This is a genomic window from Bradyrhizobium sp. MI1.7 (genome assembly GCF_055811795.1).
Map to the genome: position 1 here is coordinate 14,497 of NZ_JBVVPO010000081.1, position 19,702 is coordinate 34,198.

Annotated in this window: 17 protein-coding genes, 1 pseudogene and 1 riboswitch; of the genes and pseudogenes, 9 read left to right on the forward strand and 9 right to left on the reverse strand. The window is 65.2% G+C overall.

Going from position 1 to position 19,702, the window contains the following annotated elements:
* The first annotated feature begins 27 nt into the window (after positions 1 to 27).
* The 4 genes from ftsE to AC0L3X_RS40590 all read left to right on the forward strand — a co-directional run bounded on the left by ftsE (position 28) and on the right by AC0L3X_RS40590 (position 3,210).
* Positions 28 to 687, forward strand: a complete 660-nt coding sequence (gene ftsE, locus AC0L3X_RS40575; RefSeq protein ID WP_014491659.1) for a cell division ATP-binding protein FtsE — start codon at positions 28 to 30, stop codon at positions 685 to 687.
* Positions 680 to 1,648: a cell division protein FtsX gene (locus tag AC0L3X_RS40580; protein WP_063985782.1), complete on the forward strand. Its 969-nt coding sequence runs from the start codon at positions 680 to 682 to the stop codon at positions 1,646 to 1,648. The genes ftsE and AC0L3X_RS40580 overlap by 8 nt, the downstream gene beginning before the upstream one ends.
* A gap of 72 nt (positions 1,649 to 1,720) precedes the next feature.
* The gene (locus AC0L3X_RS40585) at positions 1,721 to 2,425 is read left to right on the forward strand and encodes a YdcF family protein (protein ID WP_063985781.1); all 705 of its coding nucleotides are present in this window, start codon (positions 1,721 to 1,723) and stop codon (positions 2,423 to 2,425) included.
* 11 nt (positions 2,426 to 2,436) lie between these two features.
* Positions 2,437 to 3,210: a lysophospholipid acyltransferase family protein gene (locus AC0L3X_RS40590; RefSeq protein ID WP_063985780.1), complete on the forward strand. Its 774-nt coding sequence runs from the start codon at positions 2,437 to 2,439 to the stop codon at positions 3,208 to 3,210.
* Here AC0L3X_RS40590 and AC0L3X_RS40595 read toward each other — a convergent pair.
* Complete coding sequence (locus tag AC0L3X_RS40595) at positions 3,207 to 3,818, reverse strand: gamma-glutamylcyclotransferase (protein ID WP_063985779.1); 612 nt, start codon at positions 3,816 to 3,818, stop codon at positions 3,207 to 3,209. The genes AC0L3X_RS40590 and AC0L3X_RS40595 overlap by 4 nt on opposite strands.
* A 110-nt stretch (positions 3,819 to 3,928) precedes the next feature.
* Here AC0L3X_RS40595 and AC0L3X_RS40600 point away from each other — a divergent pair, with 110 nt between their 5' ends.
* Positions 3,929 to 5,113, forward strand: a complete 1,185-nt coding sequence (locus AC0L3X_RS40600; RefSeq protein ID WP_063985778.1) for a DUF2125 domain-containing protein — start codon at positions 3,929 to 3,931, stop codon at positions 5,111 to 5,113.
* Positions 5,114 to 5,218: 105 nt separating this feature from the next.
* Here the strand turns inward: AC0L3X_RS40600 and AC0L3X_RS40605 are convergent, their stop codons facing one another.
* From AC0L3X_RS40605 to AC0L3X_RS40615, 3 genes are read right to left on the reverse strand one after another with little or no spacing between them, the layout of a single operon-like run.
* Positions 5,219 to 6,157 carry a prephenate/arogenate dehydrogenase family protein gene (locus AC0L3X_RS40605; RefSeq protein ID WP_014491665.1) on the reverse strand — a complete coding sequence of 313 codons (939 nt, stop codon included), beginning with the start codon at positions 6,155 to 6,157 and terminating at the stop codon, positions 5,219 to 5,221.
* Positions 6,154 to 7,248, reverse strand: a complete 1,095-nt coding sequence (locus AC0L3X_RS40610; protein ID WP_063986730.1) for a pyridoxal phosphate-dependent aminotransferase — start codon at positions 7,246 to 7,248, stop codon at positions 6,154 to 6,156. The genes AC0L3X_RS40605 and AC0L3X_RS40610 overlap by 4 nt, the downstream gene beginning before the upstream one ends.
* 36 nt (positions 7,249 to 7,284) lie before the next feature.
* Entirely contained in the window at positions 7,285 to 8,133 is an 849-nt protein-coding gene (locus tag AC0L3X_RS40615; protein ID WP_063985777.1) for a chorismate mutase, read from the reverse strand.
* A gap of 217 nt (positions 8,134 to 8,350) precedes the next feature.
* Positions 8,351 to 8,430: riboswitch (SAM riboswitch) on the forward strand.
* An 85-nt stretch (positions 8,431 to 8,515) separates the two neighbouring features.
* Here AC0L3X_RS40615 and metX point away from each other — a divergent pair.
* Together metX and metW are read left to right on the forward strand one after the other, a co-directional pair.
* Positions 8,516 to 9,718, forward strand: coding sequence for a homoserine O-acetyltransferase MetX (metX, locus tag AC0L3X_RS40620; RefSeq protein ID WP_063986729.1), 1,203 nt, complete (start codon positions 8,516 to 8,518; stop codon positions 9,716 to 9,718).
* 15 nt (positions 9,719 to 9,733) lie between these two features.
* On the forward strand, positions 9,734 to 10,396 hold the full coding sequence (gene metW, locus AC0L3X_RS40625) for a methionine biosynthesis protein MetW (RefSeq protein ID WP_063985776.1): 663 nt from the start codon (positions 9,734 to 9,736) through the stop codon (positions 10,394 to 10,396).
* A 59-nt stretch (positions 10,397 to 10,455) separates the two neighbouring features.
* On the opposite strand, the gene AC0L3X_RS40630 is transcribed toward metW, so the two are convergent.
* On the reverse strand, positions 10,456 to 11,319 hold the full coding sequence (locus tag AC0L3X_RS40630) for an alpha/beta fold hydrolase (protein ID WP_063985775.1): 864 nt from the start codon (positions 11,317 to 11,319) through the stop codon (positions 10,456 to 10,458).
* Between the two features lie 215 nt (positions 11,320 to 11,534).
* On the opposite strand from AC0L3X_RS40630, the gene AC0L3X_RS40635 reads away from it, so the two are divergent.
* Positions 11,535 to 12,221, forward strand: a complete 687-nt coding sequence (locus AC0L3X_RS40635; protein ID WP_063985774.1) for an NlpC/P60 family protein — start codon at positions 11,535 to 11,537, stop codon at positions 12,219 to 12,221.
* Between the two features lie 125 nt (positions 12,222 to 12,346).
* On the opposite strand, the gene AC0L3X_RS40640 is transcribed toward AC0L3X_RS40635, so the two are convergent.
* Positions 12,347 to 13,135, reverse strand: coding sequence for an MOSC domain-containing protein (locus tag AC0L3X_RS40640; protein WP_063985773.1), 789 nt, complete (start codon positions 13,133 to 13,135; stop codon positions 12,347 to 12,349).
* 241 nt (positions 13,136 to 13,376) lie between these two features.
* Between AC0L3X_RS40640 and clpB the strand changes: the two genes are divergently transcribed.
* Positions 13,377 to 16,016, forward strand: a complete 2,640-nt coding sequence (gene clpB, locus AC0L3X_RS40645; RefSeq protein WP_063985772.1) for an ATP-dependent chaperone ClpB — start codon at positions 13,377 to 13,379, stop codon at positions 16,014 to 16,016.
* A 79-nt stretch (positions 16,017 to 16,095) separates the two neighbouring features.
* On the opposite strand, the gene AC0L3X_RS40650 is transcribed toward clpB, so the two are convergent.
* The 3 genes and pseudogenes from AC0L3X_RS40650 to AC0L3X_RS40660 form a co-directional block, all read right to left on the reverse strand.
* A complete protein-coding gene (locus tag AC0L3X_RS40650) occupies positions 16,096 to 16,362 on the reverse strand; it encodes a hypothetical protein (protein ID WP_063985771.1) in 267 nt (88 codons plus the stop codon).
* A gap of 83 nt (positions 16,363 to 16,445) precedes the next feature.
* Positions 16,446 to 16,700, reverse strand: a pseudogene (locus AC0L3X_RS40655) (hypothetical protein); the annotation flags it as partial.
* Positions 16,701 to 16,810: 110 nt separating this feature from the next.
* Complete coding sequence (locus tag AC0L3X_RS40660) at positions 16,811 to 18,874, reverse strand: M23 family metallopeptidase (protein WP_063985769.1); 2,064 nt, start codon at positions 18,872 to 18,874, stop codon at positions 16,811 to 16,813.
* Between the last annotated feature and the right edge of the window lie 828 nt (positions 18,875 to 19,702).

The window sequence follows — 19,702 nt, forward strand, 5'->3', positions numbered from 1 at the left end:
CGCGCCCCCTCTCGAACGGAGCTGAGCTTGGTTCGGTTCGAAAATGTCGGATTGCGTTACGGACTGGGGCCGGAGATTCTGCGCGACCTCAGTTTCGAGATTCCGGCGCATTCCTTCCAGTTTCTCACCGGCCCGTCCGGCGCCGGCAAGACCTCGCTGCTGCGTCTGTTGTTCCTGTCGCACCGGCCGACGCGCGGCCTCGTCAACCTGTTCGGCCACGACATCTCGCAGCTCGGCAAGGACGAGATCGCGGATCTGCGCAAGCGCATCGGCATCGTGCTCCAGGACTTCCGCCTGCTCGACCACATGACGACCTATGAGAACGTCGCCTTGCCATTCCGCGTCATGGGCCGCAGCGAGTCGAGCTATCGCAAGGAGGTGATCGACCTGTTGCGCTGGGTCGGCCTTGGTGACCGCATGGACGCGCTGCCGCCGATCCTGTCCGGCGGCGAGAAGCAGCGCGCGGCGATCGCGCGCGCCGTGATCTCGCGGCCGCAGCTCCTGCTCGCCGACGAGCCGACCGGCAGCGTCGATCCGACGCTTGGCCGCCGGCTGCTGCGGCTGTTCATCGAGCTCAACAAATCGGGCACCGCCGTCATCATCGCCACCCACGACATCGGCCTGATGGACCAGTACGAGGCGCGACGCTTCGTGCTGCACCAGGGGCGGCTGCACGTCTATGAGTAGGCCCGACGACCGCGGCGTGCTGGTAGATCTCGGACAGGAGCGTCCGCAGCTTCCGCCCAAGGCGCGCAACATGTCGCCGATCGTGCCGCGCGCCTCGATCCACGGCCGCGCGCTGGTTGCTGTCGTCGCCATCATGACCTTCCTCGCCTCGATGACCACGGGCACGGTGCTGCTCGTCAGTGCCTCCGCCGCGGAATGGCAGTCGGACGTTGCAAGCGAAATCACCATCCAGGTCCGCCCGCAGACCGGCCGCGATCTCGATCGCGACACCGCGGCAGTGACAGAGGCCATCCGCGCGCAGGCCGGCATCATCGAGGTCAAGCCGTTCACCAAGGACGAGAGCGGCAAGCTGCTCGAGCCCTGGCTCGGCACCGGCCTGTCGATGGATGATTTGCCGGTGCCGCGCATGATCATCGCGCGCGTGCAGCCCGGCACGCCGCTCGATCTCGGCGCCTTGCGCGCGCGCGTGACCCAGGCCGCACCAAGCGCCAGCGTCGACGATCACCGCGCCTGGATCGAGCGGATGCGCTCGATGACCAACGCCACCGTCCTCGCCGGCATCGGCATCCTCGCCCTCGTCATCATCGCGACCATCATCTCGGTCTCGTTCGCGACCCGCGGCGCCATGGCGGCGAACCAACCGATCGTCGAGGTCCTGCATTTCGTCGGTGCCGGCGACCGGTACATCGCCAACCGCTTTCTGCGTCACTTCCTCAGGCTGGGCCTGGAGGGCGGCGTGATCGGCGGCGGCGCCGCCATGCTGGTGTTCGGCTTCTCCGAGTCGATCGCCGGCTGGTTTTCCGGGACCCCCGTCGGCGACCAGTTCGCAGCCCTGCTCGGCACCTTCTCGCTGCGGCCGTCGGGCTACATCGTGCTCGCCGTGCAGGCGGTGCTGATCGGCGCCATCACCGCGGTTGCCTCGCGCCAGACGCTGTTCGCGACGCTGAATGATGTCGATTGAGCCCGATAAACCGGACTCCACTTCGCCTCAAAACGTCCTAAAATCATCCGGGGAAGGGATCACCGACATCATATGACCTCGCCGACCGACGATCGATCGCCGAAATTGCCGCGCGGCTGGCTGCGCGCGGCATTGGTATCGACGATCGCGTTCGTCTTCGTCGGCGCGGCGGCGGGCTTCATCGCCTTCCTGGCGCAATTGCGCGGCGCTGAGATCGCGCCGGACCGCAAGGCGGACGGCATCGTGGTCCTGACCGGCGGCTCCTCGCGGGTGTCGGATGCGATGGAGCTCCTGGCGGCCGGCTACGGCAAGCGGCTCCTGATCTCTGGCGTGCACCCGACCTCGACGGCGAGCGACATCTCCCGGACGCTGCCGGAGAACCAGTCCTTCATGCATTGCTGTGTCGATCTCGACCGCACCGCGGTCTCGACCCGCGGCAACGCGGCGGAAGCGCGGCGCTGGGCCGAGGGGCGCGGCTTCAGATCGCTGATCGTCGTCACCTCGAACTATCACATGCCGCGCGCGCTGGTGGAGTTCTCGCATGCGATGCCGGAAACCACACTGATCCCGTTCGCAGTGGTCGGCGAAAAATGGCGTGAGGAGCCGTGGTGGACCTCGGCCTCCACCTTGCGGCTGCTCCTGTCCGAATACGTCAAATACATCGCCGCCGAGCTGAGGGTGCGGCTGGAGGATTTCGGGATTGACCTTTCGCCCGAGATGTCGGAGCAGCCTGCTGGCGTGGCGCCGAAGCGGCCCGCCACGGCACAGGCCAATTGATCGGACCATCGATGTTTTTGATTTTCCTGCGCTCGCTCCTCTTCAACGTGCTGTTCTATGCTGTGCTCGTATGCCTCGCGATCGTGGCGCTGCCGACCTTCGCATTGCCGCCGCGCGCCATGCTGACGGTCGCGCAATGGTGGGCGAAGGCGACGCTGTTCCTGATGCGCGTGATCTGCAACATCAAGGTCGAATTCCGCGGGCAGGAGAAGATCCCGGCAGGGCCGCTGGTGATCGCGGCGAAGCATCAGTCGTTCTGGGAGACCTTCGTGCTGCCGGGCTTCTTCAACCGTCCGATCTTCATTCTCAAGCGTCAGCTCATGCAGATCCCGGTGTTCGGCCAGTTCCTGGTCAAGACCGGAATGATCGCGATCGACCGCAAGGCCGGCGTGAAGGCGCTGCTGGACATGACGCGGCGGGCGCGCGACGCGGTGCGCGCAGGCGGGCAGCTCGTGATCTTTCCGGAAGGCACACGCCGGGCGCCCGGCGCCGCGCCCGATTACAAGACCGGCTTTGCGCAGATCTATTCGTCCTGCGGCGTGCGGTGCCTGCCGATCGCGCTCAATTCCGGCCTGTTCTGGCCGCGCCGCACCTTCATGCGCTATCCCGGCACGCTGGTGGTCGAGTTCCTCGATCCGCTGCCATCAGGCCTGCCGAAAGACGAGTTTCTCTCGCGCGTGCAAACCGCCATCGAAGACGCGACCGCTCGCCTCGTCGAAGCGGGCCGGAAAGAGCAGGAGCAGTTGATCGGCTCGTCGCCGAGCTACGCTCCGTCGCAGAGCTAGCGGTTCTCTCGATCTTCGGCGGGAGCCGGCGCGTGCAGGGAATGCGCATCACCATGCAGCATGGTCGCGAGCTTATGCAATTGCGTGTCGCGAAAACCTTCGGCCTCGATCGCCTTCACCGTTGCCGTCACGTAGTCGCGGTTGGCGCCGGACTGGCCATGGCCCTGGACGACATGGCGATGCTGGTCGGCGAACGAGAGTCGGCCGGCATATTGGACGTGGCCGCGGTCGACGACATAGGCGAGCGCGGAGACGCGCTGTCGCGCATCGTTCTCAAGCCACACCGAGCGCATCACCTCGCGATAGACGGACGTGACCTGCTCGCGCGCCCGCAGATAGGCGACGACGTCGGCGCGGTCCTTCTCGGCGACGCGAAAAGCAATGCCGCGGCAGGCGCCGCCGCGGTCGAGCCCGAGCACCAGGCCCGGCTGCTCCGGCGTGCCGCGATGCACGAAGGAGTAGACGCAGAGCGCGCGGTGCTCGCCGACCAGCCGCGCCGGGACGCGTTCCCTGAATTCGAAGCCCGGCCGCCACATCAGCGAGCCATAGCCGAACACCCAGAGGTCGCCCTTGGCTGTGGTGACGGAGGGGAGGGTGATTTCCGACATTTCGGGCACGGCTACCAGAACGACGCCCCCAAGCGAAGTGAATTCTCGGCCTTTCGGCGCGGCCGAACCCCGCTTACATTTGACAAAATCTGGGGTCAAAGGGTCGCCGCATGTCAGATATGACCGTTGCCACAGGCCGCCGCCCCCGCTGGGGCCTTTTCATCGCCCCCATTATCCTCCTGATCCTCGCCGTCGCGTGGAGCTGTTTCTGGTTCTATGCGGCCTCGCAGGCCGAAATCGCCGCAGACGCCTGGCGGGCGCAGGAGGCCAAGTCCGGCCGCATCTACGATTGCGCCAAGCGCTCGATCGCCGGCTTCCCGTTCCGCTTCGAGGTCCAGTGCTCCGGCGCCAGCGTCGCCCTGGTGTCGCAGAACGCCAGCAAGACGCCGTTCACGGCGAAGCTCGACAACATCCTGGTCGTCGCCCAAGTCTACGATCCCAAGCGCGTCATCGCCGAATTCTCCGCGCCGGCGACGCTCACCGACGGCGTCACGCAAAACACCTTCGTGGTGAATTGGAGCAAGGGCCGCAGCAGCGTGTTCGGCCTGCCGGCGGTGCCGGATCGCGCCTCCATCGTGTTCGACGATCCCGTCATCAATCGTCTCGACGGCAGCGTGCAGGTGCCGCTCGCGCGCGCCAAGCAGGTCGAGCTGCACGGTCGCCTCGCAGACGGGTCGCGGTCGGATCATCCTGTGATCGAGACCGTGCTGCACGTCGCGCAGGGCAGCATCCAGGGCGTTCATCCCTTGCTCGCCGAGCCGTTCGAGGCGGACACGCGTGCGAAGATCACGGGCCTCTCCGACCTCACCCCAAAGCCGTGGCCGCAACGCTTCCGCGAGATCCAGGCCGCCGGCGGTCACATCGAGATCGTGCAGTCGCGCGTCCAGCAGGGCGAGATGATCGCGGTTGCGGCCGGCACGCTCGGCCTCTCGGCCAATGGCCGACTCGACGGCGAATTGCAGATGACCGTGACCGGCCTCGAGCGCGTGATCCCGGCGCTCGGCATCGACAAGATGCTGGAGGAGGGGGTGCCGCAGGCAACCCTCGACCGCGTTGCGCCGGGCGTGAAGTCGCAGGACCTCAACAATCTGTTCGGCGCCCTCGACCGCGCCGTTCCCGGCCTCGGCAAGGTCATCAAGCAGAACGCCAATGCCGGCGTTGCGGCCGGCATCAATTCGATCGGCACCGAGAGCACGCTCGAAGGCAAGAAGGCCCGCAGCTTCCCGCTGAAGTTCGTCGACGGCGCCGTGCTGCTCGGCCCGGTCAAGGTCGGGCAGATTCCACCGCTTTATTAGGTGTCTCCCGTAGCCCGGATGGAGCGAAGCGCAATCCGGGGCAGGTCGCGCCGCGCTGAAAGAGATCCCGGATTACGCTTGCGCTCCATCCGGGCTACTTGAACGTTACGGCTTCTTGCCGAGCTGCGCATGCGGCCGGCCGAAATCCGGCGCTGCCGAATCCTGGCCGATCTCGACGATGCCGCGGCGGATGGCGCGGGTGCGGGTGAAGTGGTCGAACAGCGCCTCGCCGTCGCCGCGGCGGATCGCGCGGGTAAGCTTGGCGAGATCCTCGGTGAAGGTGCCGAGCATCTCCAGCACGGCCTCCTTGTTGGCGAGGAAGACGTCGCGCCACATCGTCGGGTCGGACGCGGCGATGCGGGTGAAATCGCGGAAGCCGCCGGCCGAGAACTTAATCACCTCGGACTCCGTCACCTGCGCCAGCTCGTCGGCGGTGCCGACGATGGTGTAGGCGATCAGATGCGGCAGATGGCTGGTGATCGCGAGCACGAGATCATGATGATCCGGCGTCATGATCTCGACCTTGGCGCCCATCGCCGCCCAGAACGCGCGCAGACGATCGGTGGCCGCCGCATCGACGCCTTCCGGCGGCGTCAGGATGCACCAGCGGTTGATGAAGAGCTCGGCGAAACCGGAATCGGGACCCGAATGCTCGGTGCCCGCGACGGGATGCGCCGGCACGAAATGAATGGTCTTCGGCAGATGCGGCGCCATGTCCCTGACGATCGCGCCCTTGACCGAGCCGACGTCGGAGACGATCGCGCCCGGCTTGAGATGCGCCGCGATCTCCTGCGCCACCGGCCCGCAGGCACCGACGGGAATGCAGAGGATGACGAGATCGGCATCCTTCACCGCTTCCGCATTGGTCGCCACGACCTGGTCGACGATGCCGAGCTCCAGCACCCGCGCGCGCGTCTTCTCCGAGCGCGCGGTGGTGACGATCTCGGAGGCCAAGCCCTGGAGCTTCGCAGCGCGCGCGATCGAGCCGCCGATCAGGCCGAAGCCGATCAGCGCAACGCGCTGGAAGTGCGGTGTGGTGCTCATTTGCCGGCCATGAAGTCGCGCAGGCCCTCGACGACGAGGCGGTTGGCCTCCTCGGTGCCGATGGTCATGCGCAGCGAATGCGGCAGGCGGTAGTTCTTCAGCGCGCGCAACACCAGCCCGCGCTTGGTAAGATATGCGTCGGCCTCGTCCGCGGTCTTGCCATTTTCCGGGAAGTGGATCAGTACGAAATTGGCGACGCCCGGCGTCACCTTCAGTCCGAGCTTGCCGATCTCCTCGGAGAGCCAGTTGCGCCAGGTCTCGGTGAACTGCTTCGACATCGCCTGGTGCGCAGTGTCCTCGATCGCCGCGACCGCGGCATACATCGCCGGCGTCGACACGTTGAAGGGACCGCGGATGCGGTTGACCGCGTCGATGATGTGCTCCGGACCGAACATCCAGCCGACGCGCAGCGCGGCGAGGCCGTGGATCTTGGAGAAGGTGTGCGTCACCACGGTGTTCTCGGTGGTGGCGACGAGCTCGATCCCCATCTCGTAGTCGTTGCGCGAGACGTAATCGGAATAGGCGGCATCGAGCACCAGCAGCACGTGCGACGGCAGGCCGGCGCGCAGCCGCTTGACCTCGTCGAACGGCACATAGGTGCCGGTCGGATTGTTGGGATTGGCGAGCCAGACCAGCTTTGTCTTCGGCGTCACCGCCTTGAGGATGGCGTCGACATTGCAGGTGAGGTTGGTCTCCTGCGCGACCACGTTCTTGGCGCCGACCGCCATAGTCGCGATCGGGTAGACCAGGAAGCCGTGCGTGGTCGAGATCGCCTCGTCGCCGTGGCTGAGATAGGTGTGGGCGAGCAGATTGAGGATCTCGTCCGAGCCGGCGCCGCAGATGATGCGGTTGGGGTCGAGCCCGAAAGAGCGCCCGATCGCTTCGCGCAGCACGCGCGAGGTTCCTTCCGGATAGTCTTCCAGATGCGCCGCCACGTTCCTGAACGCCTCGATCGCCTTGGGCGAGGGCCCGAACGGCGTCTCGTTGGCCGAGAGCTTGAACACCTTGCGGCCCGGCTCAGCCACCGGGCTCTTGCCGGGCGTGTAGGGCGCAATATCGAGAATGCCGGGATTCGGCACGGGGCGGGACATCTTCAACTCCGGAAGTAGCTTTAGGCGGTTCGCGATCTACGATTTCGACCCGGTCGAGGGCACCGTATAGCGCGTTGCGTGGCTGCCGACGAGGGCCGTGGAGCGCACCGAGGCCCCCGCTTCGATCAGGGCAGCCTTGATCTTGTCGATGCTGGTCGCGCTCGTGACCGAGACCAGCAGCGCTGCGCCGTCGAAGGCGGTATCGGGCACTGCCACGATCTCGGCGAGCGGCGACAGGGCGCGCGCGACCTCGGCGTTCCACCCGGACACGCGCACGCTGAAGGTCTCGACCTCCGTCACCACGGCGCTGTCGGCGACGCGGGAGATCGCGAACACCGGCAGCGCGGCCGGATGGTCGGCGCGCTCGACGAAGGGCATCCGCGCGATAATCTTCGGCGCGCCGTCTGCTTCCAGCTCCAGCCACCATGGCGTGCGGCTCGAGGTCGCCGAGACCAGCGCCAGGTCGCCTTTGGACTTCGCCACCGCTTCGACCGCGGCCTGCGCGCTGAAATGCGCGACGTAAGGTACCGTGAAGCCGAAATGGAAGCGCACGGAATCGCGCATCGCCGGCTCGCTCACCGAGATGTCGGCATGCACGGAGAACGGCGCTTGGACGTAAGTGAACGTCGAGATGATGACGCGCCAGATGCTCTCGACCGTGTCGAGCGGCAGGATGCCGCGATGACGCTGGACGATGTCACGCATCATGGCGGCCTCGCGCGCCGGGCGGAACGCCGAGCCGACCTCCTGGGTCTGCTTCACCTGGATCAGGCGGTCGATGATGTCGCCGCGCTGCATCAGGAGACGATGCATGCCCTCGTCGATCGCGTCGATCTCCTTGCGCAATTCCTGGAGCGATGGTGGCGCGGGCGGACGTTGGGACATATCTGCGAGATGCTGGTGAGAGGCGTTCCAATGCGGGTCGGCCAAGGCCCATCGGCAAGGCCGGATCCGCTGCGATCGACGTCCTGATTAGGCAGTCGGCGCGGCGAAAGCAAAGAGAAATGCAAAGGGAAACCGGGCCTTTTCGGCCGGCCTTTCAGGGATGAATTTGGCTAATCCGGACCGTGACTTGACGAAAACCGCCCAAGACAGTAGCTTTTGCCCGTTCCGTGGTCATTTGAGCCGGCCGGCTTGCAGCCACGTTAAAAAACTCGCTAAACAGGCCGGGGACGCTTCCGATCCCGGCCGAACCTATCGTTCAGGCCGGGTTTTTCATGGCCTGATTCCAGCGGCAGCCTGACGGGTGCCGCAAACGAGGTCGATGATGGTTGGCGTGAAGCCCGTGCCGAGTCCCGCGATCAGTGCCGACGACCGGTCGCATGAGGCGGATCATCCGAATTCGCAGGTCGCGCAGTTCGGCGCCGAGCAACCGCTGCGGCTCGATTGCGGCATCGATCTCACCCCGTTCCAGATCGCCTACCAGACCTATGGCGAGCTCAACGCCGATCGCTCCAACGCGGTGCTGATCTGCCATGCGCTGACGGGAGATCAGCATGTCGCCAACGTGCATCCCGTCACCGGCAAGTCGGGCTGGTGGGAGACGCTGGTCGGTCCCGGCCGACCTCTTGATCCTCAGCACTACTTCATCATTTGCGCCAACGTGATCGGCGGCTGCATGGGCTCGACCGGGCCGGCCTCGATCAATCCCGCCACCGGCAAGGTGTGGGGCCTGGATTTCCCTGTCATCACCATTCCCGACATGGTGCGCGCGCAGGCGATGCTGATCGACCGGCTCGGCATCGACACGTTGTTCGCGGTGGTCGGCGGCTCGATGGGCGGCATGCAGGTGCTGCAATGGACCGCGGCCTATCCCAAGCGCGTGTACTCCGCGCTGGCGATTGCCTGCGCGACGCGGCACTCGGCGCAGAACATCGCTTTCCACGAGCTCGGTCGCCAGGCGGTGATGGCCGATCCCGACTGGCACAACGGCCGCTACACGGATCAGGGCATCCATCCGCATCGCGGACTTGCGGTGGCACGGATGGCCGCGCACATCACCTATCTCTCCGACGCCGCGCTGCATCGCAAGTTCGGCCGCCGCATGCAGGACCGCGAGCTGCCGACCTTCTCGTTCGACGCCGATTTCCAGGTCGAGAGCTATCTGCGCTACCAGGGCTCGTCCTTCGTCGAGCGGTTCGACGCCAACTCCTATCTCTATCTGACCCGTGCGATGGATTATTTCGACATCGCCGGCGACCACGGCGGCGTGCTGGCGAAAGCGTTCGCGGGCATCGAGACGCGCTTCTGCGTGGTCTCCTTCACCAGCGACTGGCTGTTCCCGACTTCGGAATCGCGCGCGCTGGTGCATGCACTGAACGCGTCGAGCGCGCGGGTGTCGTTCGCCGAGATCGAGACCGATCGCGGCCATGACGCCTTCCTGCTCGACGTGCCCGAATTCTTCGATATCGCCCGTGCCTTTCTGCAATCGGCAGGGAAGGCGCGCGGGCTCACCGCCAGGATTGACTGACAAGGACGGCTAGCGATGTCTGTGCAGGAAGTGCTGCCGCTGGGCGGCGTTGCGACGGAGCAGTCCGGCCAGTTTCGCGCCGATCATCTGCTGGTCGCCGAGATGGTCAAGCCCGGCTCGAAAGTGCTCGACGTCGGCTGCGGCGAGGGCGATTTGCTCCAGCTTCTGGAGACCCGCGGCATCGACGGGCGCGGCATCGAGCTGTCGCGCGAGGGCGTCAATCGCTGCGTCGCCAAGGGCCTCGCGGTGGTGCAGGGCGATGCCGACACCGATCTCGTCAACTATCCCGACGACGCCTTCGATTACGTCATCCTGTCGCAGACGCTGCAGGCGACGCGGCAGCCGCGGGTCGTGCTGGAGAATCTGCTGCGCATCGGCCGCCGCGCCATCGTGTCGTTCCCGAATTTCGGCTTCTGGAAGATGCGACTCCAGCTCCTGGTCGGCGGCCACATGCCGCGCACCGAGAATCTGCCGGCGACCTGGTACGACACCGCCAACATCCATTTCTGCACCATCAAGGATTTCGTCGAGCTCTGCGACGCGATCCACGTCAAGATGGAGCGCGCCGAGGCGCTGGATCTCTACGGCCGTCCGTTGCGGCTGCGATTGCCGTGGTGGGTGTGGAACATGTTCGGCGAGCAGGGCGTGTTCTTGCTCACGCGCGGGCAGGGGAAGTAGTTTCCGTCATTCCGGGCCTGTGCCTGTCGGCGCATCCCGGAATGACAGCGACTGGCAGTCTAATGCGCCGCCAGCGACCGCGGATCGCGCACCGGCCAGCGCCCGGCTTCCACCAGCGTCACGAACCGCTCCACGCTCTCGTTGAACAGCGCGGGTTCTTCGAGATTGAGCACGTGGCCTGATTTCGGAAACATCGCGAGGCCCGCCGCGGGCAGGTGCTTCTTCAAGAACAGGCTTGCCTCGACGCAGGGATCGTCTTCGTCGCCGCAGATGATCAGCGCGGGCGTTGCCACACCTCGAATGGCATCCGGCATCGTGTAAATCGATGGCCTGCCGCCCTGGAAGCCGCGCATCGTGTTCGCGGAGCCCTTGGCATCGTGGCGCGCCAGCGCGGCGTAGAAATCGGCGTGGCCGCGCGGGTCCTTCACCAGGAACGGAATCCGGCTCGGCGCCTCGCGCGTGACCTTTGCGACCTCGGCGGAGCCGAGCGTCTCGAACTGCTCGGCATTGGCGCGGCACTGCTTGCGCCAGTTGTCGAGATTCTCGATCTCCGATCCTGAGCCCACGCCGGCCAGCGTCATCGACAGCGCGCGCTGCGGCGAGTTCAACCCGATCTGGAGTGACGAATAGGCGCCCATCGACAGGCCGACGAGATGCGCGCGCTCGATCTTGAGATGATCGAGCACCGCGAGCGCGTCGGTGTAGAAATGCTTGTAGGTGTAGACCTCGCCATCAGGTACGTCCGACGGCGTGTAGCCGCGCGCGGAATAGGTGATGCAGCGATGGCCGCGCGAGAAGTAGCGCATCTGCGGCTCCCAATTGGTGTAGTCGGCCGCGAACTCATGCAGAAAAATAATCGGCGTTCCCTGACCCGCTTCTTCGAAATAGATGCGGACGTCGTCCCTGGTCGTGGCGTGGGGCATTAACTGTTTCCCTCTCTTCAAGCCGCCTTTGGAGAATTGCAGTTAACGTTGTTGTCCGCAATGCGGCAGCCTCAAGCCAGCACCGGCACAAAATCATCGCAGCTATTCGCGGGCGTGGCGTCTTTTTCTCGCCACATCCGGCGGCTTAACGGCCAGACGGATGCCGGCCATCGCACGGGCCGATTGGGGAAGTGGGGTGTCAAGAAGGATGAAGTATGTTGGAGTTGTTTGCGTCTCGCCTGTCGCGTTGTGTTGTCGCGCTGGCGATTTTCTTCGCGGCGGTTGCCGCGTTCGTTTCTCCGGCCTCAGCGCGGCCGCATCATCGTCATAGCGCAGAGCGGCACGCTTACGTGCACCACGCCAGACATCATCATTACCGTCATTATCGCCACCATGCCCGCAGCTCGCGCTTCGAGCGCGGCGCGGCGCAGTTGCAGGCGAGCGGCTTCGCCGACACCCAGGCGAGCTACAATCCGAACGCCAATGTCGGCGGCATGGCCAACAACGGAATGACCAATCCTGGAATGGCCAATAGCGGTGGCGGCTTCGGCGGCGGATCGGGCCTCGTGTCCGAGGCGCGCCGTTATATCGGCGGCAATCCGACCGGGCGCGGCAGCCTGTGGTGCGCGCGCTTCATGAACATGGTGCTGCAGCATACCGGCCATCAGGGCACCGGCTCCGACATGGCGAGCTCGTTCGCGCGCTACGGCACGCGCGTCTCCGGTCCGCAGGTCGGCGCCATCGCGGTCATGTCGCGCGGTCGCCGGGGCGGCCATGTCGGCATCATCACCGGCGTGGACGCGCAGGGCAATCCGATCATGATCTCCGGCAACAACGGCAATCGTGTTCGCGAGGCGCCGGTCTCTCGCGGCCGGATCTATGCGTATGTGATGCCGAACTGACGACGGAGCCGTAGGGTGGGCAAAGGCGCGCAAGCGCCGTGCCCACCGGCGGTGCAGCGGAGTTCGATGGACCGGAGTGGTGGGCACGCTTTCGCTTTGCCCACCCTACGGCAGCGTCGGACGGCTCACACCAGCTTCGGCGCTTCCACCGCGATCGCGTCACCGACGCCGATCTCGCCGTCGGCGATGACCTCGGCATAGATGCCGCAATCCATGTGGCCGAGATTGCGCGAGAGCGTCGGCGGTATCTCGAGATCGCGCTGCGCGGTCTTGGGATCGACGTTGACCGCCGGGCAGCGGACGATGCGCTTGACCACCTTGAGCCGGGCCTCGCCGATCGCCAGTGTCTCGCCGACGAGGTCGAGCTCGGACCAGGCCGGCCAGCCCTTCACGTAGAGATTGGCGCGGAAGCGCAGTGGATTGACTGCGGCGCCGCCGAGCATGGTCTCGATCGCCCGGACGCTGTCGAGATTGATGATCGATACGACCTTGCGGGCGACGTCGGAAAAGCTGTGGTCGCGGCCGGACAGAACTTTTGGCGGGCCCTTCAGCTCCGGCTGAAAATTCTCCGTGAAATAATCCTCGATGGCGGCGCGCCCGGCAGTGGTCTCGATGTCCCCGCTGGCGACGATCTGGCCGTCCTTGCGGATGGTCAGGCGGTTGGTCGCGTCCTCGAACCGGCTGTCGAGGGACGCCAGCCGCTCATTACGCGCCAGCATCAGGAACTGGATTTTCGGCTTCCAGGCCGGCGCCTCCGGATCGAAGCCGCTGGGTCCGTTCTCGATGGCGTAGCGGCGGTCGGCGGGCAGGGTCTGGCCGATCCGCAAGGGGACCCGGGGCAGGGATTCCGGCGTCAGGCCCTTGATCGGGTAACGGTAAAGGCCTGTGATTTCGGCAGTCTGGCTGGCTGTCATGTCGCTACTTAAGGGATTCGACCTGCTGGCGCCAAGCAGGCGGACCCGTGCACGAAATTGTGAACGCGCCTCTTCCGATCCGAGGCCAAGCTTCCCACATCTGGGTCAGGCCGGCGCCAGCGCCGGCTGCTAACGACCGCTGCCGGTTGAGGAACGTCAACGCGTCCAGCGGAAACCCAATGAAGATGCCGTTTGGAGTGCCTTAGAGGGCTCCAGGGGCAGGCCGAGGGAAAGAAAAGACATGAACATCGACAAATATACCGAACGCTCCAGGGGCTTCGTTCAGTCCGCGCAATCGCTTGCGGTGCGCGAGGGGCATCAGCAGTTTTCGACGCTGCACGTCCTGAAAGTTCTGCTGGACGACAATGAGGGCCTCGCTGCTGGTCTGATCGACCGCGCCGGCGGCAATTCCCGCGCCATCCTGAAGGCGACCGAGGATGCCCTCAACAAGGTGCCGAAGGTCTCCGGCGGCGGCGCCGGCCAGATCTATCTGGCGCCCGAGCTCGCCCGCACTTTCGACGCCGCCGAAAAGGCCGGCGAGAAGGCTGGCGACAGTTTTGTCACCGTCGAGCGGCTGCTGCTCGGCCTCGCGCTGGAAAAGACCAGCGAGGCCGGCGCGATCCTGGCCAAGGGCGGCGTCACCCCGCAAAACCTCAATGCCGCGATCGAGGCGCTGCGCAAGGGCCGCACGGCGGACTCCGCGACCGCCGAGAATGCCTATGACGCGTTGAAGAAATATGCCCGCGACCTGACCCAGGCTGCGCGCGACGGCAAGCTCGATCCGGTCATCGGCCGCGATGAGGAGATCCGCCGCACCATCCAGGTGCTCTCGCGCCGGACCAAGAACAATCCCGTCCTGATCGGTGAGCCCGGCGTCGGCAAGACCGCCATCGCCGAGGGCCTCGCGCTGCGCATCGTCAACGGCGACGTGCCCGAGACCCTCCAGGACAAGAAGCTGCTCTCGCTTGATCTCGGCGCGCTGATTGCGGGTGCGAAATATCGCGGCGAGTTCGAGGAGCGGCTGAAGGCCGTGCTCCAGGAAGTCACCGCGAGCGAGGGCAATTTCATCCTGTTCATCGACGAGATGCATACGCTGATCGGCGCCGGCAAGGGCGACGGCGCGATGGACGCGTCCAACCTGCTCAAGCCCGCGCTCGCGCGCGGCGAGCTGCACTGCATCGGCGCCACCACGCTCGACGAGTACCGGAAGCACGTCGAGAAAGATGCGGCACTGGCGCGGCGCTTCCAGCCCATCTTCGTGAGCGAGCCCTCCGTCGAGGACACGATCTCGATCCTCCGTGGGTTGAAAGACAAGTACGAGCAGCATCACGGCGTGCGGATCACCGATTCCGCGCTCGTGGCGGCGACGACGCTGTCCAACCGCTACATCACCGACCGCTTCCTGCCGGACAAGGCGATCGATCTCATGGACGAGGCCGCTGCGCGGCTGAAGATGCAGGTCGATTCCAAGCCGGAAGAGCTGGATTCGCTCGACCGCGAGATCATCCGGCTCAAGATCGAGCAGGAAGCTCTCAAGAAGGAGAGCGATCTCGGCTCCAAGACCCGTCTCGAGGGGCTTCAGAAGGAGCTCATCGAACTCGAAGAGAAATCCGCGGCCCTGACGTCGCGCTGGAGCGCAGAGAAGAACAAGCTCTCCAACGCCCAGAAGCTGAAGTCAGAGCTGGACGCGCTGCGCGTCGATCTCGCCGACGCACAGCGGCGCGGCGAATTCCAGAAAGCCGGCGAGCTGGCCTATGGCCGGATCCCGCAGCTTGAGAAGCAGCTCGCCGATATCGAGGCGCGTGAAGGCTCTGGCGATATGATGGAGGAGGCGGTCACCGCCAACCACATCGCGCAGGTGGTCTCGCGCTGGACCGGCGTGCCCGTCGACAAGATGCTGGAAGGCGAGAAGGAGAAGCTCCTGAAGATGGAGGAGCAGCTCGGACAGCGCGTCGTCGGCCAGGCCGAGGCCGTGCGTGCGGTCGCAACCGCCGTGCGCCGTTCGCGCGCAGGCCTGCAGGATCCGAACCGGCCGACCGGCTCGTTCATGTTCCTGGGGCCCACCGGCGTCGGCAAGACCGAGCTGACCAAGGCGCTGGCGGAGTACCTGTTCAACGACGAGACCGCGATGGTCCGCCTCGATATGTCCGAGTACATGGAGAAGCACTCGGTCTCGCGGCTGATCGGTGCGCCTCCCGGCTATGTCGGCTATGACGAGGGCGGCGCGCTCACCGAAGCGGTGCGGCGCCGGCCCTATCAGGTGGTGCTGTTCGACGAGATCGAGAAGGCGCATCCTGACGTCTTCAACGTCCTGTTGCAGGTGCTCGACGACGGCCGCCTGACCGATGGCCAGGGTCGCACCGTCGATTTCCGCAACACGCTGATCATCATGACCTCGAACCTCGGTTCGGAGTATTTGGTGAATCAACCGGAGGGCGAAGACACCTCAGCGGTGCGTGAACAGGTGATGGGAATGGTGCGTGGGCATTTCCGGCCCGAGTTCCTGAACCGTGTCGACGAGATCATCCTGTTCCACCGCCTGCAGAGGAGCGAGATGGGCCGGATCGTCGAGATCCAGTTCGCCCGGCTGCAGAAGCTGTTGACCGATCGCAAGATCGTGCTGACGCTCGATGCCGCGGGCCGCGACTGGCTTGCTGCGAAAGGCTGGGATCCCGCCTACGGCGCAAGGCCGCTGAAGCGCGTGGTCCAGCGCTACCTCCAGGATCCGCTTGCCGAGATGATCCTGGCTGGAGACGTCAAGGACGGGGACAACGTTGCGATCTCGTCCGAAGGCAACGTCCTGACCTTCAACGGCAAGGCGCCGCAGACCGCGGAAATCACCCAGTTCGACGCGCCGGTGTCGAAGCGGAAGCTGAACTGATCGTCGCGCTCACTGCAAAACGAAAAATCGCCCCGGAGAGGCCAACTCTCCGGGGCGAATTGCTTTGACGAGGTTCGCTCTAGCTGACTGCGGATGTTGAGCCGGGTTCGGCTGGACCTTGCTCGTCGCTGTCCTCTTCGAGCTCCGACAGGATGTCGACAAGCTCGCGCACGCGTCCGTGCGCCAGCGGGCGCAAATCATTGATCATCGGCTCGTCATTGGCGAGCCAGGCCTGGGCTTCGGCGAGTTCCTCGACCGTCGCGCCGGTTCCGATGATCTGGGCGATGGTGAATTCGTCGGCCCGATCCACTGTCTTGACGACATCGTCGCGTGAGAGGCGCCGCATGGGGATCCTCCTGTTGGTCGGCTTCCGTCAGCATTTAACCGGCAAACTCGCGTGCCGGTTCCACCGGGCTGGTTTCCTCCGCGCTACTTCCTGGTGACCTTGTAGATCGCGTTCTCGATATCAGAGGAGAAGTAGATGACGCCGGAGGCGCCGATGGCGACGCCGGTCGGGATGTTGCTGGGCAGGCTCCCGGGTGCGCCCATCAGCCCGATCGGAAGATTGCCAGCGATCTCGGTGACCTTGCCGCCGTCCGGCGCGATCTCGATCAGTCGCCTGGCGCCCACTTCCGCCACGATCAGTCTGCCGTCGCTCCCGCGCGCGATGCCTTGATGCCGCTTTGGCAAACAAAACTTGACGTTGTGGCGCAGTGAAACGACGTCGCTTGACGACGTCGCCTCCTGATCATGTTTTCCAGAGATGTCCGGTCGATTTCGGCCGGTCTAAAGGATCAGCGGTTGGTGACCTGCAACGGGCCGCCGGTTGCGTCCGAAATGCGGGCGATGGCGCCGTTGCGGCCGCTCATCATGGCGTCGAGCCGGTCGCGTTCCTTCTCGAAGCCCGCCAGCACCGTGCCTTCCAGCGAACGGCCGCGCGGCAATTTTACGCGCAGCGGATCGACGAAGCGGCCGTTGACCAGGATTTCGTAGTGGACGTGAGGGCCGGTCGACTGGCCGGTTGAACCGACGAAGCCGATCACCTGGCCCTGCCGCACCTTCTTGCCGATCTCCATGCCCTTGGCGAAAGCCGACATATGGCCGTAGGCGGTCTCGTAGCCGTTGGAGTGCTTGATGCGGATATATTTGCCGTAGCCGCCTTCGGGGCCGACCTTCTCGAGCACGCCGTTGCCGGAAGCAAAGATCGGAGTGCCGTAGGAGGTGGCCCAGTCGACGCCGGTGTGCATCTTCACATAGCCCAGGATCGGGTGGCGGCGGCCGCCGAAGCCGGAGCGCATGATCGCGTTGTTGACGGGCTTCCTGACCAGGAATTTTTTCGCGCTCTTGCCGGTCTCGTCATAGTAGTCGACGACGCCGTCGTCGGGGCTCTGGTAGCGGTAGTATTTCTTGGTCTCGCCGCCGACCGTGAGGGAGGCGAACAGCACGTCGTTCTTTTCGTTCGACGTCGTGCCCTCTTCTTCGCCGGCGTAGAACACGTCGAATGAATCGCCCGGCGCGACCTTGCGCTGGAAATCGACGTCGTAGGAGTAGATCTTGATCATGTCCTCGATGACCGGCATCGGGACTTTGTTGCGCATCGCGGTCTCGTAGATGCTCTGGTAGAGCCGCACGCCGGTGCCGTCATCGTCGTCATCGTCGTCGCTGTTGGCGTTGGCCGCGGCATCGGCGACGGTGTTCATGCTGGAGACGTCGACCGCGACGTATTTGCCGAGATCGGACAGCGCCGCGATCGCCTCGACCATGGTGTCGTTTGCAACCACGACGCGATAGGGTTGGAGGCGGGCGCCGGGGCTTGCGGGCGCCATCAGGATGCGGAGCTTTTCGCCTTCCTTCAGGCCGCCGTCGCGGCCGCGCGGGCCGAGCGTCGCGGTGATCGCCTTGATCTCCTCGGCCGTCGCGCCGAGATCGCGCAGGACGGAGCCGACGCTGTCGCCCTTCTTGACCACGTGGACGCGCTCGCCATTGGGATTGCCGCCGGTGATCTGCTCCTTGGTCTTCGGCAGCAGCGTGACGTTTTCCGGCACCACGCGCGTCTCGAAGCCGGCATAGGGATCGGACGCCGACGCTTCGGTGGCGTAGGCCATCTTCATGTCGGAGGGGCCGGTCGCGCCGGAGACGTCGGCGGTGGCATTGGCGAGCGAGGCGTAGCGCACCCCGCCATTGCCGCGCCAGTTGGCGGCGTCGCGCACCCGCATCAGGATGTCGTCGAGCGCCACCACGGCGGAAATCTTGGCCTTCGGCAGCACCGGCGACAGGTCCTTGGTGACGAAGGAGACTTCGGCATCGGGCTCGACGGCTTCGGGATTGTTCGGATCTTCCGCCGCGGTCTTCGGATCGGAGCCGACATCGGTGAGCAGGCGCTGGGCGTTGAACGGCGGGATTTTCGCCGACAGATCGCTCGTCGTCATCGACAGATTGCCGGCGATCCGGACGAACGGGCGCACCCGCATCACGTCGCGGTTGCCGACGCGGGCGACGGTGGAGACGCGGACGATGTTGCGCGAGGCCGTGGATTCGTTCGGCGGCGGCAGGCGGTCGCTCTTGTGCAGCGTGGCGGCGCGATCGGCCGCGCCGAATGCGCCGCGCAGCGCGCCTTCGACGCGCTCAGGCACCTTGGCGAAGGTCATCTCACCGTCGAGAGAAGCGAAAACGGCGCCGCCGATCAGGGCTGCGCCGCAGAGTCCGGTCAGAATTGTCCCGCTGAACCATTGCACGGAAACGCGTCGGCGATCGATGACGGCGGCCTCGGAACCATCGACGGACAGCGGCGGTTCGTGGCCGAGATCGATGATCCCGGTCTCACGCCCGTAAGCGCCGCGCGACGTCCTGTGGTTCAAACCAAGTCCCCCAATCAACGACCCAAGATGCCTGATTTCGAACCTCTCCTGGCCGCCCTCTTGAAGGGGGATCGCCGGAAAAGGCAAGCCGCACAGGCGCCCGCGCTCAGAAAGCCCTCGATGGGGCCGGCCGAAATTACGAACAGCTGGACGGGTAAAGGTCTCTCGATGTCTCTCGAATGTCGGAGGAAGGCTGCGTCATCTGCAAGATCGCCTTCCTCTGACCCAATGAAAATCGCCGGCAGCCCCCACTGGCATCCCGCGATTCAAGCTTGTCTGTACCAGAACGCCGCGGGATTGTGGCTCTAGTACGGCGCCTAATATGGAAAAGTTTCCTGAACGGCCGGGCGCAAGAAGCCCGTCTGGCAGGCGCCGGGGGACCAGGTCTGGCCTTGGCTGGAGCTCGGTCCGGCCTTGGATGGGGCTCGTCTGCCGTGAACGAGGGCTCGGTCCGGCCTGGATGGGCCTCCGCCTGCCAGGGCTTCCGGAGCCCGCCGGCGGGCAAATTTTTTTTGAGATCTTTTGCGGTGCAAATTCGATCCGGCCGTTAGCGGCCTTTCTAATTGGCTGGAATCGCTGGATTTTTTTCGATGATCCACCGTGCGACGATTTGTTGACAATGGGCGTTGACAATCCCGGGCGGGGGGGCCTATAACCCGACCACTGAGCGCGGCGCCGCCGGGTCACTGACCAAGGCGAGCGAACGCGCCACTGATGCTCCTCACCTTGTTGAGTGACACAACAGTCGACGTAAGTCGATTGGAGTTCATTCATCGTCGGTGAGGGTGTCGGGAACCCTTCCACTCTGGAAGGTTGGGGCCACCTGGT